Origin of the sequence: Deinococcus sp. (genome assembly GCF_018260555.1) — a bacterium.
In the GTDB taxonomy this organism is placed as follows: Bacteria; Deinococcota; Deinococci; order Deinococcales; family Deinococcaceae; genus Deinococcus.
On the sequence record NZ_JAGLBB010000064.1, the window covers coordinates 1 to 15,758 of the forward strand.

Genomic DNA, 15,758 nt, shown 5'->3' on the forward strand with positions numbered 1-15,758 from the left:
GGCCATGCGGGTCCTCCTGAACGGGGTAGGCGGGTCACTAAAGGGCAGGCGTATGTTCCGCTTACGTATATACATTAGACCTATGAGATTGCAAGCGCATATGCGCTTTGCGCGTGCTGGCGCACCTTGAGCGCATTGCACTCAAATTGTCGGATTCCCCAACTTGACATTTTTGTCACTGCGGGCCTAGGATTGCGTGCGGAACGGCAAAAAACAGCCGGAGTCATCCGGCACGCCGAAGCTCCATATCCCACATTCACAGGAGGACACAACATGCTGAAACCCTTAGGTGACCGCGTTCTGGTTGAAATCATTGAGGAAGCCGAGCAGAAGACTGCTGGCGGCCTGTACGTCCCCGACACCGCCAAAGAGAAAAGCCAGCGCGGCAAGGTTGTCGCTGTCGGCAACGGCAAGGTGCTCGACAACGGCACCCGCGTGGCCCTGGATGTGAAAGAAGGCGACACCGTCTACTTCGCCAAGTACGGCGGAACCGAAGTCACCCTCGAAGGCAAGAACTACTCCATCCTCGCCGAACGCGACATCCTCGCCATCGTCGAGTAAGTCGCTCCCGACTGAGCCCCCGGGCCTCAGTCAGCGGCACTGACCGCTTCCCTCAACGGGCAGCCCCCATCCCCAACTCAACCGGCGTGACCCCAGAGCCCAGCGCTCTGCGCTCACCGCCCCCAAAGGAGCCCCACCATGGCCAAGCAACTCGTGTTTGATGAACAAGCCCGCCGCGCCCTTGAACGAGGCGTGAACGCCGTCGCCAACGCCGTCAAAGTGACCCTCGGGCCGCGCGGCCGGAACGTCGTCATCGAGAAGAAATTCGGCAGCCCGACCATCACCAAGGACGGCGTCACCGTCGCCAAGGAAGTCGAACTCGAGGACAAACTCGAGAACATCGGCGCGCAGCTGCTGAAAGAAGTCGCCAGCAAGACCAACGACATCACGGGTGACGGCACCACCACCGCCACCGTCCTCGGCCAGGCCATCGTGAAAGAAGGTCTGCGGAACGTCGCTGCCGGCGCCAACCCGCTGGCCCTGAAACGCGGTATCGACAAGGCCGTCCTGGTCGCCATCGAAGAGATCAAGAAACTCGCCGTGCCCGTCGAGGACAGCGAAGCCATCAAGAAAGTCGCGGGCATCAGCGCCAACGACGAGCAGGTCGGCGAGGAAATCGCCAACGCGATGGACAAGGTCGGCAAGGAAGGCGTCATCACCATCGAGGAGTCCAAGGGCTTCGACACCGAAGTGGACGTCGTGGAAGGCATGCAGTTCGACAAGGGCTACATCAGCCCCTACTTCATCACCAGCCCCGACACCATGGAAGCCGTCCTTGAAGACGCCTACATCCTGATCTACGAGAAGAAAGTCAGCGCCCTGAAAGACCTGCTGCCCGTCCTCGAGAAGGTCGCGCAGACCGGCCGGCCTCTCCTGATCATCGCCGAGGACGTCGAAGGCGAAGCGCTGGCCACCCTGGTCGTCAACAAGCTGCGCGGCACGCTGAACATCGCCGCCGTCAAGGCCCCCGGCTTCGGCGACCGCCGCAAGGAAATGCTGCGCGATATCGCCGCCGTCACCGGCGGGGAAGTCGTCAGCGAAGACCTGGGTCACAAGCTGGAGAACACCAGCATGGAAATGCTCGGCCGCGCCACCCGCGTCCGCATCACCAAGGACGAAACCACCATTGTTGACGGTAAAGGTGAGCAGGCCCAGATCGACGCCCGCGTCAACGCCATCAAGGGCGAACTGGACACCACCGACAGCGACTACGCCAAGGAAAAACTCCAGGAACGCCTCGCCAAACTGGCCGGTGGCGTTGCCGTCATCCGCGTCGGTGCCGCCACCGAAACGGAACTCAAAGAGAAGAAGCACCGCTACGAGGACGCCCTGAGCACCGCCCGCAGCGCGGTCGAGGAAGGCATCGTCTCCGGCGGCGGCACCACGCTGCTGCGCATCATCCCCGCCGTCCGCAAGGCCGCCGAGGCCCTCAGCGGCGACGAAGCTACCGGCGCCCGCATCCTGATCCGCGCGCTCGAAGAGCCCGCCCGTCAGATCGCCGCGAACGCCGGTGAGGAAGGCAGCGTCATCGTGAACGCCGTCATCAACAGCGACAAGCCCCGCTTCGGCTTCAACGCCGCCACCAGCGAGTACGTCGACGACATGGTCGCCGCCGGCATCGTCGATCCCGCCAAGGTCACCCGCACCGCGCTGCAGAACGCCGCCAGCATCGGCGCGCTGATCCTCACCACCGAAGCCATCGTCAGCGACAAGCCCGAGAAGGCTGCCCCCGCGCCCGCCGGCGGCCCTGACATGGGCGGCATGGACTTCTAACCAAGAGCAAGCACCCCTGCGTGAATTGGTCAAGGAAGACGGGGGGCCGCCCCCGAGTCTGAGGCCACCAAACGCAAGCCGCCCATCCGAAAAGGTGGGCGGCTTTCATGTGTGGCCGGGGCGGTATACTCCGGCTTGCCCCGTCTGTCATGCTGCTGAAGTCTGCCTGCCTGTGAGCGCCGAAAGCAGTAATCTGCCGTTCATGTCGCCGCCCCTGCTGCTGATCGTCTCGGGCATGCCCGCCTCCGGAAAATCCACGCTGGGAGCGCGACTGGCAAGGGCGCTAAGCGTGCCGTTCGTGACGAAGGACGAGTACAAGGCGCTGCTGCTGGCTCGCCTGCCAGGGCTGGAGCGCGCCGTCTCAGGACCGCTGAGCTTTGATCTGATGTGGCACGTCGCGGGCGTCACCCTCGCCGCAGGCGTGTGCACCGTGCTGGAATCGCACTTCTACCACGGGGTCAGCGAGACGCACATCCTGAAGCTGGCCCAGGCACACGGGGCGAGGGTCGCGCAGGTGTTCTGTCACGCGCCGCTGACCGTGTTGCAGGCCCGGCACGACGCGCGGGTGGCATCGGGACGGCGGCCGAGCATCGACCTGCCCATGGACTACGCTACCCTGCCGGATCACTGCTGCTGGACGCCGCTGGACCTTGGCGACGCGCCGTGCCTGACGGTCGAGACGACCGGTGAAGACGCGCTGCCCGGCGTGCTGGCCTGGCTGGCGCGCCTGCCTCGCGGTCTGGGTGGGGTGGAACGGGAATGATACGGACTTCCGTTTGTTTCGCTGACAGGTCCGGAACTTCGCCGGATGGCCGGCTCCACGTCCGGAGCCCGCCCTACTCCCACTCGCTTCGCTCGGGTTGAATGGTCCTTGCAGCCCATTCAACCCGGAGTCCGTATGAGAAAAGCCACCGCGTGGGTGGCTTTCTGGGGGATCAGGGGGGCCGGTGTGACCGGCCTCTGCCGCTGTTCGCGCGCCCGTGTTTTTGTGACTCCTAGAGGTGGGCGCCTCCCTCAAGTGCATTCGTGTACAACGTGGACTGCACTGCACGATCTTTTCAGATCAGAAGGGAAGTGTACCAGCGATCCGTTACGCTGTCAAGTGGGTGGAGCGTGTTCTGTGTTCAGTGGGTCGTGCGTGGGGACGCGGCGCGCTCCTCGGTCCAGTGAACGGCCAGTCCGGCCAGAATGCCCCAGAAGGCCGCCCCGATCCCCAGCGGCGTGATCCCGCTGAGTGTCACGAGCAGCACGACCGGCGCGGCCAGTTGCCCCGCCGCCGCGCCCTGAAAGGCCCCCTGGAGGCTGCTGCCCACAGCGGACAGCAGGGCCAGCCCGGCCAGCGCGGCAATGGCCTGCGCGGGCAGGATCCCCATCAGGTGCAGGAACGTCCCGGCGAACAGGCCCACGCCAATGTTGAACACCCCGGCCCACACGGCGGCCGTGTAGCGCCGCTGCGCGTCCGGGTGCGCCTCGGGGCCGCTGACGATGTTGGCCAGCAGCGCCCCCAGCGTCAGGTTGTGGCAGCCGGCGAACGCAGCCGCCACGCTGGCCGCCCCGCAGGCCCGCAGGATCGGCCCCGGCGCGGGCTCGTACCCGTTGGTTTTCAGCACGCCGAACCCCGGCACGAACTGCCCCGTGAAGGCCAGCAGCGTCAGCGGCAGCGCGAGGTTCAGGGTGGCGTGCAGGCTGAAAGCAGGCATCACGAACTCCGGGCGAGTCAGGGCCAGCGCCACGGGGGCCGGGTGCCACAGGTTCAGGGCGGCGCTGGCGATCACGCCGACCAACAGCACGCCCGCCACCGCCCAACGCGGCGCGAGTTGCCGCAACGCGAAGTACGTGAGGATCATCACGCCCACCAGCGCCGGGGTCTCCCCGAACGCCTGCAAGGCCCGGAACCCGAACGGCAGCAGAATCGCGGCGTTCAGCGCGGCCGCCAGCGGCGCAGGAATACGCTGCAACGCCTGTGTAAGCGGCCTGAAGGTGCCCAGCAGCACGACCAGCAGCCCGCTGGTGACGAACGCCCCGACCGCCTCCGCAAAGGGAATGCCGGGCAGCGCCGTCACCAGGAACGCGATCCCCGGCGTACTCCAGGTGATCAGGACCGGCATGCGCGTCCCCAGGCTCAGCAGAATACCGGTCAGGCCCGCCAGGAGCGCGTGCGCCCATAACCACGACATGGCCGCGCCGTCACTCAGGTGCGCGGCCTGCGCGACCGAGTAGATCAGCACGTTCGGCCCCGCCCACCCGATCAGCATGGTAATCAGGCCACTGAGCACCGCGCCGGAATTGGAATCCTGCCAGAACGAACGGGACGGGGCGGGCAAGGCGGTCATGCCCCACAGTCTGCGCGGTCAATGGCCCACCCGGCAGTGGCAATGGCCACCCGAATGGCCCACCAGTGGCCCACCCCGACCCGGCCACCGCCGTACCCTGAACCGGTGCCCCCCCACCACACCCTGCCAGACGCCCCCCGCTGGGCCGCGCTGCTCACCGGATGGCGCCGCGACCCCACCGCACCCACCCTCCAGGGCCGCCTGACCAGCACCCTGCAAACCCTGATCAGCACCGGACAGCTCAGCCCCGGCGAACGCCTGCCCGCCGAACGCCCCCTGGCCGCCCTGCTCGGCCTCAGCCGCAACACCGTCGCACAGGCCCTCGACGACCTCGCCGCCAGCGGCTGGGTCACACGGCGCGTCGGCAGCGGCACCCACGTCTCAGGCAGCGCCCCCCGCACCGCGCCCGTCCTCACACTCCGCACGCCCGTCAGCCCCGCCCCACACCCCACCCGGACCAGCCTGACCGAACTGGACTTCACCATCGCCGTTCCCCTTCTTACCGAACCGCAACGCCAGCGCCTACGCGAAGCCACCCTGGACGCCTTCCAGGAAAGCCTCTACCACCCACTCGGCCTCCCGGACCTGCGCGCCTGCATCGCCGAACTGTACGCCACGCAGGGCGTCCCCACCACACCCGAACAGATCATCGTCACCACCGGCGCACAGCAGGCCATTGCCCTCACCGCCACCACCCTGCTACGCCGCGGCGACCACGCCCTTCTCGAAAGCCCCACGTTCTTCGGCGCCATCGACGTGATCCGCGCCACCGGCGCCACCCTCACCGGCGTCCCCATCACGCCCCACGGCGTGAACCCCGACACGTTCATCACCCTCGCCCGCACCCACGCACCCCGACTCGCGTTCCTCACCCCCACCTACCAGAACCCCACCGGCACCGTCCTCCCCGCCCACGCCCGCGCCCGCCTCGCCGCATTCATTCACGACACGCACCTCCCCACCATCGAAGACGACACCCTCACCGACCTCAGCTTCGACCCCCACGACCACCCACGCCGCCCCCCACCCCGCCTCAGCGCCCACGCCCCACACGCCCCCATCATCAACGTCGGCTCCCTCTCAAAACTGTACTGGGCAGGACTGCGCGTCGGCTGGATGCGCGTCCCCCCCACCCTCACTGCCCCCCTCACCCAGGCCAAAACCCTCGCCGACTTCGGCAGCAGCCACCCCGCCCAGCACGCCGCACTCCAGCTCCTCCAGAACCTCCCCACCCTGCGCCAGGAACGCCGCGACGCCATCACCCCCGCCCGTGACCACCTCGCCCACCTCCTGCGCACCCACCTCCCCGACTGGACCTTCACCACCCCCCACGGCGGCCAGTTCCTCTGGGTCCAACTCCCCACCCCCACCGCCAGCGCCTACACCCACCACGCCGCCCGCCACGGCCTGCGCCTCTTCCCCGGCGCCAGCATGGGCGTCGAACCCCTCCCAGACCAGTACCTGCGCCTCCCCTTCACCCTCCACCCCGACCACATCCCCGAAGCGGTCACTCGACTCTCACGGGCATGGGCGGAATTCACCAGCAGAGGGAGTGACCGGCTGGCGTGAACAGGGGCGGGCTGTGGGTTGGAAGGTGGGCGCCTGGCGGCGGGCCTCCCCACCCCCCAGCCCCCTACCCCAGGGGGGCAGGGGGAGCAACGTTGGCACTGGGCAGGGATTTCGTGGGCTTGCGTGGCAGGTAGTCGGCGGGTTTGGTTCCGGCTCACACGCCATCCTCCGCGCCCGCGCCGTTCGCCCCGCGCGCTGCGCGCACGACGGGCCGCGTTGCCACGACGATTGCGTGGCCGTGTGGCTTGACGCGTGCTGGAAGGTCCTACTTTTTGGGCTTCGGCAAAGGCTTGGTTTTCAAAGTCGATCAGTAGCCGGAATCAAGGTGCCCTGCCCCTGACCGCAGATCACCACCGGCCGTCGTGCGCGTAGCGCGCGGGCCTTCCACCGGGCACGGCAGGATGGCGTCGAGGCCGGACACGTCACCGCCCGACACAAGCGCGCCACCCAAGTAGAAACTCTTGCCGAGCGCAGCGACTGCTCCCCCTACCCCAGAGGGGCAGGGGGCTGGGGGGTGGGGCCGCGCGCCGCCAGGCACCCACCTTCCAACCAGCAGAGCCACAGCTGCCAACAGAAAAACCCCTCCCAGAGCGGGAGGGGCTGCCGGAAGCGAGCGGACCTTACGCGCCGTACTTATTGAGTTTCAGGGCGTTTGCCATCAGCAGGGGCATCAGGTCGGTGCCTTTGCGCAGGCCGAGGCTGCCTTTGAGGGCTTCGTCTTCGGTGTAGCGCTGGGCGGCGTCTTTGCGGCCGTAGTCGCTGCGGATCAGGAGGGGTACGGGGTGCCAGGAGTGCGTGGCGAGTCGGCTGGGGGTGCTGTGGTCGCCGACGATGGCGATCACGTCGGGGTTCAGGGCGAGGAGGTGGGGGAGCAGGGCGTCGAACAGTTCGATCTTCTTGACTTTGGCTGCGAAGTCGCCGTCCTCGCCGGTGCTGTCGGTTTTCTTGATGTGGAAGTAGAAGAAGTCGTACTTGGTCCAGTGGTCTTTGAGGGCCTGGACTTTGCCGTCCAGGGCGTCTTCTTCGCCCTGGACGGGAAGAATGTCCATGCCGACGAGGCTGGCGAGGCCTTTGTACATGGGGTAGCTGGCGATGCAGGCGGCGCGCAGCTGGTAGGCGTCGTGGAAGCTGGGGAAGTGGGGGACGTCGCTGTAGCCGCGGAAGAGGACGCCGTTGACCTGCTGTTCGCCCTTGAGGGTTTCCTCGGCGCGCTGGACGAAGGTGTTGACGAGGTGCGCGGTTTTCTGGCTGGCGTCGTCGTGCGCGTGGGCGCTCAGGGGGGGCACGCCGGTCGCCTGGGGGTCCACGTCGCTGAGGTTCGCGCCGAGGGGGCTGGCGCTGCTGGCGCGGAAGACGACCACGAAGCGGTGTTCGGATTCGGTGTGGATCTCGACGGGCGTGCCGTCGATGTCGGGGATGGCGGCCTTGAGTTTGCTGACGATCTCGGCGTTCTTCTGGTCGCTGGGGCGGCCGGCGCGGCGGTCGAGGACGCGGCGGCCCTCGCCGAGGGTGGCGAAGTTGCCGCGCACGGCGACGTCGCCCGCGCCGAGTTTCACGCCGATGCCGACGGCGCTCAGGGCGCCGCGTCCGACGACGTAGCGCAGGGGGTCGTACCCGAAGAGGCTCAGGTGGCCGGGGCCGCTGCCGGGCGTGATGCCGGCGCCGACCAGTTCGACGGCGCCCAGCTGGCTCTGCGCGGCGAGCGCGTCGAGGTTGGGGGTTTTTGCCGTGGCGAGTTCGGTGTCGCCGTTCGTTTCGAGGGGCAGGCCGCCGACGCCGTCGAGGACGACCATCAGGATCTTGCTGTCGGTGGGTTTGGCGAGGTCGCGGATGGTATCCAGAAGGTCGCTCATGGAGTTCAGTGTACGCTGGGCACGAAAGGGGCCGGTCAAGCGAGGATCTGCCCGTGCTCGTCCAGCGTGGGGTAAGCTTCGCCGCGTTCGCGGTAGGCGGGGGCCAGGTCCGGGTACGCCCATTCGAAGGCGCGGTCCGCGAGGGCTTGCGGGGTCAATTGCGGCGCGTCGTACATCCCGGCGGCCAGGCGCTGGCGCTGCGCTTCGAACAGGATGGTCGCGGCGGCCACCGAGACGTTCAGGCTCTGCACCATGCCGTACATGGGGATGATGATGTTCCCGTCGGCGGCGTCGGCGGCCTCGTCGCCCACGCCCCACTTCTCGGCGCCCAGCAGCACGCAGGTGGGGCGGGTGTAGTCGGCGTCTCGGTAGTCCACGCTGCGCTGCGAGAGGTGCGTGGCGAGCACCTGCACGCCCTGGGCCTGCAGGTCACGCACGGCCTGCGTGGCGTCCGCGTGGCGGTGGACGGTCACCCACTTGTGGGCGCTGCCGCTCGTGGCCTCGAAGGTGTGGCCGTCGAATTCCGCGAGTTTCCCGCCCCTGGGGGCCACGGCGTGCGCCTCGAGGACGCCCACGGCGTCGCAGGTGCGGATGATGGCGGACAGGTTGTGGGGTTTGTTCACCTGGTCCATCAGGACGGTCAGGGTCGGCTGGCGTCGGCTCAGCACCCGCATGATTTTCGCGTAACGCTCCGGGGTCATAACGCTCCAGGGTAACGCACGGCGCGCCGGTTCAGGCGCGGGTGAACAGGCCCGCGCCGTCCTCGCGGGTGGTTTCGCTCAGCGCGCCTGTCTGCGCGAGGTACTCGGTCAGCGCGGCCGTCTGGTCGAGCAGCAGGACCGCCTGAATGGACCGCAGGCGCGGGTGCAGGGCGGGCAGCAGGTCGTGGATGGTCATGGGGTGCGTGCAGGCGGCGAGCAGTCCGTCCAGTTTCTCGTGCGTGCGCGCCCGCAGCGCGTGAATGCGGGCGCGGGGGTCGGGCATGGGGGCGTCGTGCCCGCCCAGCGCGAGGGTCACGCCGCCCAGCCGCTCCACGCGGTCCAGTGAGTTCAGGTAGGCGGCCAAGCCACTGCCGCGCAGGAAGCGGGCGGGCATCAGCGGCGGCGAGTTCAGCGGCAGCAGGTGATCGGCGCTCAGCAGCACCTCGTCCACGCGCAGGCAGATCTGGTTGCCCTCGTGCCCCGGCGTGTGAATGACGTGCAGCAGGTCGTCCAGCAGGTCCCCGTCGTGCAGGGGCGTGGCGACTGGAGTGCTGTGCGGGACACTCAGGGTCGAGCCCCGGCGGCGGAAACGGCCGTCCAGTTCACTGCCGGGCGGGAGGCCCAGCCACACGGCCTGCGCGTCGGGCGGGGTCAGCCACGCTGCCTGGAGCGCGCCGGGTTGCTCGATGAACGGCGCGGCGCTGTGGAAGGCCGCCACGGGCGCGTCCGTGTGCTCACGCAGGGCGCTCAGGCCGCCCAGGTGATCCGGGTGCGGGTGCGTGATCACAATCCGGGTCAGGGTGCCCAGCGTGGCCCCTTCACCGTACCCGGCCCGCACCGCCGCGAAGCCCGCCTGAAGGTCCCCCAGGTTGTCCGGGCCGCTCCCGCCGGTATCCACCAGCGCCGCATACGAGGGCGCGTGCGGGTCGCCGCGCACCAGCAGGTAAGTGTTCGCACGGAAGTTCGGGAAGGCCCGCACAGGCAGGGTGTACACGCGCGTACCGCCACCCGTGACGTGCCGCGCGGGAAGAGAGGCAGCGTCGGTCATGAGCGGACTCTAGCGGCTGGGAGGCCCGGTGGGGTGATCGGGTCTTCCTTCCTGCGCCCACTGCCGGGCGTAGCGGTCAATGTCGAATTTGCGTTTCAGGCCGCCGGCGTTCATGTAGCGGACCGTGCCGAAGATGGGGCGGCGCGTCCAGGGGCGGTCGTGCAGGCCGAAGATCCAGCCGACGCCCACCCAGGAGTTCGGGTCGCGGCCGTCCTGCTCGTGGCGGTTATTCAGCCAGATCAGCGTGTCGAAGGCTCCTTGCGGGGTGGGTGTCCATTCGAGGACTTTCTTGCCCCAGTACATGCGCATGGAGTTGTGCATGCGGCCGGTGCGGGTCATCTGGCGTTGCGCGGCGTTCCAGTACGGGTCGTGCGTCTGCGCCCCGTCCAGTTCGGCGCGGGTGTAGGTGTGTTCGCGGCGGTCCCCGGCGTGTTCTTGCAGTGTGGCGCGCGCCCAGCCGGGCAGGCCCTCGTAGCGGTCGTAGTGGGGGTTGTAGGTCGTGTAGTTGAAGCTGAGTTCGCGCCGCACGATCAGTTCTTCCAGGAAGGCGTCCGCGCCGGGGCCGCCGTGTTCGCGCGCGGCGAGGGCGGCGCTCAGCGGGGAGAGCTGCCCGTAGTGCAGGTGGGCACTCAGGCGGCTGCTGCCGTCCACGGTGGGGTCGCTGCGGCGGGTGTCGTAGGCGTCGAGCTTGCGGGTAATGAAGTCCTCCAGCAGGTCGTGTGCGGCGTTCTCTCCGCCTTCCTCCTCGCCGGGGGGCACGCTGTGGTCTACCGGGAGGGTGGCCAGAAGGGCGGCGGGGTCGCTCAGGTCCTCGCCGGGCTGCCAGTCGCGTGCCTGCTGGTTCAGGTCGTGGGATTCCAGCGGCGCGAGGTAGTCGTGCCACAGCCGGTGAAGTTTGGGGCGGATGGTGCGCGCCGCGTACTCCTGCTTGCCGCTCACCACCCGCACGGGAATGAGGGCCTCGGATTCCACCTGCACGAGCGGCACGTCCAGCCGGGCGGCCAGCCACCCGCGCCACTCGCGCTGGATGCGGGTGTAGCCCACGTCGGTCACGACGAGCGCCGCGCCCTCCTGCGCTGCGTGCAGGATCGTGGCGGGCGGGTCGCCCAGCGTGACCCGCAGCGGAATCCCGCGCGCCGCGAGGTTCACGCGCAGGTCCCGCAGGCCCTCGAGCAGGTACGCGTAGTGGCGGGCGTTCGCTTCCGGGTAACCCGGCGTCAGACCGAACGCGGCCACCAGGGGCAGGCCCAGCCGGTTGGCCTCGCGCACCCCGTATTCCAACGCGTGATTGTCGCGGGTGCGGACGCTGGCCTGCACCCACAGCAGCACGAAGCCCTGGCGGCGGGGCGTGCCGGGCCGCAGGACCTGCACGCGCGAATCGTGAATCATGCCTGCCGTTCTACCAGTCCCGGCCCGCACGGGACGGTGGGAACGCTTACCCGCCCCGGCCGAAGCTGCGGGTGAGGGGTGGGTGGCCGTCCGGTCACGCCGTGGGCAGGGCGCACCGTGGGCAGAGCGCGCCGCGGGCAGGGCGCGCCGTGATCAGGGTTCGGGCAGGCGGCGCACGGGCAGGTTCACCCAGCCGCGCCGGGACAGCCAGCGCAGCGCGACGACCATGCCCGCCCCCGCAAACTGCGCCTGGAACGGCGTGACGTGCGCGTGCAGCAGCCACACCGTCAGCGCCCCGGCGGCGGCGGCCGTGGCGTACAGCTGATCGCGGCGGTACATGACTTCCGGGACCTCGTTGGCGATCAGGTCGCGGATGATCCCGCCGCCCACCCCGGAGAGCATCCCGGCGAACACCACGCCCAGCGGCCCCAGCCCGAAGTTGATCGCGCTGATCGCCCCAGACGCCGCGAACAGGGCCAGTCCGGCCGTATCGAACACGCTGAGAGTCCGCTCGAAGCGCGCCAGTCGCTCCCCGAACGCGAAGGCCAGCGCCGCGCCGGCCAGGGCCGCCCACAGGTACGTCTCGTCCCGCAGGAACAACGGCGGCGTCTGCCCGGTCAGCGTGTCACGGATCGCGCCTCCCCCCACGGCCGTCACGCAGCCCAGCACCAGCACCCCGAACAGATCGAAGCGCTTGCGCACGCCCAGCAACGCGCCCGACATGGCGAACGCCACAACCCCGATCAGGTCCAGGACGTGCAGGCCGGTCGCCAGCGTGATGGGAGTCCACTGCAGTTCATGCACCCGTCAACTGTACCGGAGCGCCCGACCTTCCGGCACGCCCGTGTCTGCTCCGCCTGTAACGTGGAGGCGGGCTGGGAGCCGGCTGCGCGCCGTGCAGAGCGCAGCCCTGCCGTGACTGCCCGGCTACACTGGTAGCTTACGGGAGAGCTGTGCTATACTCCCCGCTGTTGTCTCGCCCGGGTTCCTTGTGGGCAGAGAATCGCGCCCCGGCGAGAAACGCCGTGCGGCCCAGGAGAAAAATCATGGCCAAGCACCCCGTCCCCAAGAAGAAAACCAGCAAGAGCAAGCGCGACATGCGCCGCAGCCACCACGCCCTCGTGGCACCCAACCTGACCGAGTGCCCCCAGTGCCACGCGAAGAAGCTCAGCCACCACATCTGCCCCAGCTGCGGTTACTACGACGGCCGCCAGGTGCTGGCCGTCTAAGACGAGTCGCACCGAACGAACGCCCTCCCTCTGCGGAGGGCGTCGTTCATTTACCACGGGCACGGGCCTATGCAGACCGTCTCCCACATCCAGCTCTTTCCGGCACAGAGGAAAACCCGCTGCTGGACGCCCTTCCCGGCCTTCAGGTCTGGACCGCCGGGTCTGGCTTGACCCACCGTGAATACCGGGGTATCCTTTCCTTATCACCGTCCGCAGAGGGCGGATTTTTCATTTTCTCCTCTGGTGGCCCGATCAGGGGTCGGTCAGGAGTTCCAGCCAGATCATGGCGGGCAACCCGTCCTGGCCCGCTGCCGTTGCATACAAGGTCGGCCCTCCAGACAAAAACTGCGCGCCACACGATCTTTTGCGTCAGCCCCGCATGGACTTGACGATGCCTGCATACCGCGCTATTCTGAGCTTATCAATCGAGGAAACCCCTCGGTGCTCCCCCAACATCAGAGTGGTAAACCGAAACAACCGCCTGGGAAGGCGGATTTTTTATGTTCTTCCGGCGGTTGGCGAGGCGCGGCCTCTCCTCTGTTGGACGAGGCCGCGCTCAGCATAGTCAGGTGGGCGTGTCCCAGGCGGGTGTCAGCATGCCGCTGGCCCCGTGGGTGTAAGGCAGCCACGCCAGCGCGACCAGCGGCACGGTCACGTCGGTACTCTTGGCCTTCACGTCCAGGCGCAGCAGGTCGCTGCTGGCGGTCAGGGTCAGGGCGTCCACCTCGGCCTGCACCTGGGCCTGCAGGTCCTCCAGTTGCCCGGCGACCTGCATCATCTCGGTCTGCGCGGCCTGCACGTCCTGCCCTTCGCGCATGGAACGGCCCACGCCGGACACGCCGCTCCGCAGCGCGGTCGTCTTCCGGCCGCCGCCGAACAGCGCGCCCAGCACGCCCGCGCCGACGCTCATGGCCGTCTGAAGTTGGGCCTGCTGCGCCTGTGCCTGCTGCTGCTGCACCTTCAACTGCGCGCGCGCCAGGCGGTCCTGAAGGGCCGCGACTTTCGGGCCGTACCTCGCGCGGAGTTTCTGCACGGCGGCGTCCCTGGCCTCCCGGCCGGCCAGACTGGCCCGTGCGCGAAAATCGCCCTCGGTCTCGCCGGGCGCGCTGATCAGGCCGCTGCCCGGCTCCTGCCACAGCGTCAGGGGTCGGCTGCCCGCCACGAACCTCGCGGCTTCCTTCGCCCAGCGCGCGTGGTTCTTCGCGTTCAGCAGCGCCGCCGGCACGTCCGAGAAGGTCGCGCCGTCCACGCCCGCCTGCTGCAACGTGCCCGGGTCGATGTGCAGTTCGGTCGCCTCGTCCCAGCTCACGGGAATGGGACCGTCGGTCACGTCGGCCACGAGCGGCAGCACGCCTGCCACGTCCAGGCGGTACTTCACGGAAACGTAACGCACCTGCGCCACCGCCAGGAGTTGCGCGTGGTACTGCACGTCCGCCTGGGACGTGGGCACGAAGACCTCGGTAACGCCGGGCGGCACCACGGGTTTTGCCGCCGCAGAAGGCTCAAGGCTGGTGGCCGAAGGCAAAGCCACAGTCTGGCCATCTGCCGTCTGCCCTCCGCCATCTGCCTTCCTCTCCCCCATCAGCCGCCGGATCTGCGTGCCGGTGATCGGCCCGGCGAGGTAACTCATGGTCCAGCGGGTCGTGAACAGCGTGGGGCGCGCCTCGTGCACGTTGTGCATCAGGAACACGCGCTTGCCCAGGCCGGACAGCAGGGCGTCGAGTTGATCGCGGGTCAGGGCGCCGGGGCCGCTGGTCGCGCCCTGCAACGCCTCCAGGACGCGGGCCTTGTCGTTGTCGGTCTGGAGACGGCCGATCATCCAGGTTCCGGTGTTGCTCAGGCCCTTGTAATCCAGGTCCACGGGGTTCTGCGTGGACAGGACGACGCCCAGACCGAACGCGCGCGCCTGTTTCAGCAGGGTCAGCATGGGCGGCTTGCTGGGCGGATTGCCGTTCGGCGGGAAGTACCCGGCGATCTCGTCCATGTACAGCACGGCGCGCAGGCTGCTCGTGCCGGACTGCGTGCGCATCCACGCGAGGGTGGCATTGAGCAGCATGGAGACGAAGAACATGCGTTCGGAATCGTTCAGGTGCGCGATGCTCATGACCGACACGCGCGGTTTCCCGTCCGGCGTGAACAGGAAGCGGCTCACGTCCAGCGGCTCACCCTGCGTCCACGCGGCGAAACCCGGCGAGGCCAGCAGGTTGTTCAGGCTCATGGCCAGCTCGAAACGCTCCTTCGGGGGGTAGAAGGCGTCCACGGGCATCACCCCGATCTGCGTGAACGGCGGCGCCTGAATCCCGGCGATCAGGCCGCCCATGTCCAGCGACCGTCCCTCGCCCCACGCGTGCCCCAGCAGGTTCGACAGCAGCACGTGCTCGCGCGAGCGCATGGGATCGGCGTTGATGCCCAGCAGGCCCAGCAGGCCCGTCACGGTCCCCTGAATGCGCTCGCGCAGGGCGTCCGCGTCATCCATGATCTCCGGGGGCGGCGCGTCGAAGCCCTTCAGGACGCTGACCGGCAGGCCCGCGCTGCCACCCGGCGTGTACACCGCGAAATCCGCCTTCCCGCGCAGCGTCCGGATGCGCTCGCCGCTCTGGCCCCACTCGCCCAGCCCCGCGCGCCACAACGCCGCCTTCTGCGCCGCCAGGTCATCGGCGGACACGCCCGCCCGCGCGGCCTCCGCCTCATCCACCCACGGGCGGAAATCGCCCGGCGCGAGGTCCGGGAAGGTCAGCAGCAGGTTCCCCAGATCCCCCTTCGGATCGATGGCCAGAACCGGCACGCCGTCCATCAGGGCCTCCTCGATCAGGCCCAGGCCCAGGCCCGTCTTGCCGCTGCCGGTCATGCCGATAATCACGGCGTGCGTGGTCAGGTCCGCGCTGTCGTACAGCAGCAGCTCATCCGTCGGTTGGTTCGTGTTCGGGTCAACCGTCCTGCCCAGATAGAACGCGCCCAGTTTCTCGTAATCCTGCATCTGACCTCCAGCCAAGCTTTGGAACGCCCCCAGCATAAACACCCGGCCCGCCGGGGCGCACCAGCCCCCCCCAGCCTGTGCGCCCCGTACGGCAGCAACAGCATGCAAGCGCCGCATAGCCCGTAGCTGGAAAGGCCGACCAGCACGCCATTTGCCCAGCCCGGGCGCAGGCGTTGACACGCCCTGCATACCGCGCTATTCTTTCCTTATCACCGTCCGCGCAGGACGGGCTTTTTTATTTAAGTACTTTGAAGGTAACTGCTCAGCAGGGGACGATCAGACAGAGAAATTGGGCATGAGAATATCCCCCGTGAACACGCTGACC

Annotated in this window: 12 protein-coding genes; 5 read left to right on the plus strand and 7 right to left on the minus strand. The window is 68.4% G+C overall.

The window, feature by feature from the left end:
• The first annotated feature begins 273 nt into the window (after positions 1 to 273).
• From groES to QZ271_RS11745, 3 genes are all read left to right on the plus strand, one after another.
• A complete protein-coding gene (gene groES, locus QZ271_RS11735; RefSeq protein ID WP_291431665.1) occupies positions 274 to 561 on the plus strand; it encodes a co-chaperone GroES in 288 nt (95 codons plus the stop codon).
• A gap of 138 nt (positions 562 to 699) precedes the next feature.
• A complete protein-coding gene (gene groL / locus QZ271_RS11740) occupies positions 700 to 2,334 on the plus strand; it encodes a chaperonin GroEL (RefSeq protein WP_291431667.1) in 1,635 nt (544 codons plus the stop codon).
• Between the two features lie 202 nt (positions 2,335 to 2,536).
• Entirely contained in the window at positions 2,537 to 3,097 is a 561-nt protein-coding gene (locus tag QZ271_RS11745) for an ATP-binding protein (protein WP_291431669.1), read from the plus strand.
• 361 nt (positions 3,098 to 3,458) lie between these two features.
• On the opposite strand, the gene QZ271_RS11750 is transcribed toward QZ271_RS11745, so the two are convergent.
• Entirely contained in the window at positions 3,459 to 4,667 is a 1,209-nt protein-coding gene (locus QZ271_RS11750) for a benzoate/H(+) symporter BenE family transporter (protein WP_291431671.1), read from the minus strand.
• 105 nt (positions 4,668 to 4,772) lie between these two features.
• On the opposite strand from QZ271_RS11750, the gene QZ271_RS11755 reads away from it, so the two are divergent.
• On the plus strand, positions 4,773 to 6,236 hold the full coding sequence (locus tag QZ271_RS11755) for a PLP-dependent aminotransferase family protein (protein WP_291431674.1): 1,464 nt from the start codon (positions 4,773 to 4,775) through the stop codon (positions 6,234 to 6,236).
• Positions 6,237 to 6,856: 620 nt separating this feature from the next.
• Here the strand turns inward: QZ271_RS11755 and QZ271_RS11760 are convergent.
• The 5 genes from QZ271_RS11760 to QZ271_RS11780 form a co-directional block, all read right to left on the minus strand.
• Positions 6,857 to 8,089 (minus strand): 2,3-bisphosphoglycerate-independent phosphoglycerate mutase, encoded by a 1,233-nt coding sequence (locus tag QZ271_RS11760; protein ID WP_291431676.1) that lies wholly within the window; start codon positions 8,087 to 8,089, stop codon positions 6,857 to 6,859.
• A 35-nt stretch (positions 8,090 to 8,124) separates the two neighbouring features.
• Entirely contained in the window at positions 8,125 to 8,790 is a 666-nt protein-coding gene (gene trmH / locus QZ271_RS11765; protein ID WP_291431678.1) for a tRNA (guanosine(18)-2'-O)-methyltransferase TrmH, read from the minus strand.
• A 31-nt stretch (positions 8,791 to 8,821) separates the two neighbouring features.
• Positions 8,822 to 9,838: an MBL fold metallo-hydrolase gene (locus QZ271_RS11770; protein WP_291431680.1), complete on the minus strand. Its 1,017-nt coding sequence runs from the start codon at positions 9,836 to 9,838 to the stop codon at positions 8,822 to 8,824.
• Positions 9,839 to 9,847: 9 nt separating this feature from the next.
• Positions 9,848 to 11,227 carry a deoxyribodipyrimidine photo-lyase gene (locus tag QZ271_RS11775; RefSeq protein WP_291431683.1) on the minus strand — a complete coding sequence of 460 codons (1,380 nt, stop codon included), beginning with the start codon at positions 11,225 to 11,227 and terminating at the stop codon, positions 9,848 to 9,850.
• 153 nt (positions 11,228 to 11,380) lie between these two features.
• Positions 11,381 to 12,031: a trimeric intracellular cation channel family protein gene (locus QZ271_RS11780; RefSeq protein ID WP_291431685.1), complete on the minus strand. Its 651-nt coding sequence runs from the start codon at positions 12,029 to 12,031 to the stop codon at positions 11,381 to 11,383.
• Positions 12,032 to 12,273: 242 nt separating this feature from the next.
• On the opposite strand from QZ271_RS11780, the gene rpmF reads away from it, so the two are divergent.
• Positions 12,274 to 12,456: a 50S ribosomal protein L32 gene (rpmF, locus tag QZ271_RS11785; protein WP_055363851.1), complete on the plus strand. Its 183-nt coding sequence runs from the start codon at positions 12,274 to 12,276 to the stop codon at positions 12,454 to 12,456.
• Positions 12,457 to 13,021: 565 nt separating this feature from the next.
• On the opposite strand, the gene QZ271_RS11790 is transcribed toward rpmF, so the two are convergent.
• A complete protein-coding gene (locus QZ271_RS11790) occupies positions 13,022 to 15,433 on the minus strand; it encodes a DUF87 domain-containing protein (protein WP_291431689.1) in 2,412 nt (803 codons plus the stop codon).
• Positions 15,434 to 15,758: the final 325 nt, after the last annotated feature.

Bases quoted from the DNA above. Each gene is read 5' to 3' on its own strand.
- QZ271_RS11790 (WP_291431689.1), bottom strand. From the start codon at position 15,433: ATGCAGGATTACGAGAAACTGGGCGCGTTCTATCTGGGCAGGACGGTT.
- groES (WP_291431665.1), top strand. From the start codon at position 274: ATGCTGAAACCCTTAGGTGACCGCGTTCTGGTTGAAATCATTGAGGAA.
- QZ271_RS11745 (WP_291431669.1), top strand. From the start codon at position 2,537: ATGTCGCCGCCCCTGCTGCTGATCGTCTCGGGCATGCCCGCCTCCGGA.
- trmH (WP_291431678.1), bottom strand. From the start codon at position 8,790: ATGACCCCGGAGCGTTACGCGAAAATCATGCGGGTGCTGAGCCGACGC.
- QZ271_RS11775 (WP_291431683.1), bottom strand. From the start codon at position 11,227: ATGATTCACGATTCGCGCGTGCAGGTCCTGCGGCCCGGCACGCCCCGC.
- QZ271_RS11760 (WP_291431676.1), bottom strand. From the start codon at position 8,089: ATGAGCGACCTTCTGGATACCATCCGCGACCTCGCCAAACCCACCGAC.
- QZ271_RS11770 (WP_291431680.1), bottom strand. From the start codon at position 9,838: ATGACCGACGCTGCCTCTCTTCCCGCGCGGCACGTCACGGGTGGCGGT.
- groL (WP_291431667.1), top strand. From the start codon at position 700: ATGGCCAAGCAACTCGTGTTTGATGAACAAGCCCGCCGCGCCCTTGAA.
- QZ271_RS11750 (WP_291431671.1), bottom strand. From the start codon at position 4,667: ATGACCGCCTTGCCCGCCCCGTCCCGTTCGTTCTGGCAGGATTCCAAT.
- rpmF (WP_055363851.1), top strand. From the start codon at position 12,274: ATGGCCAAGCACCCCGTCCCCAAGAAGAAAACCAGCAAGAGCAAGCGC.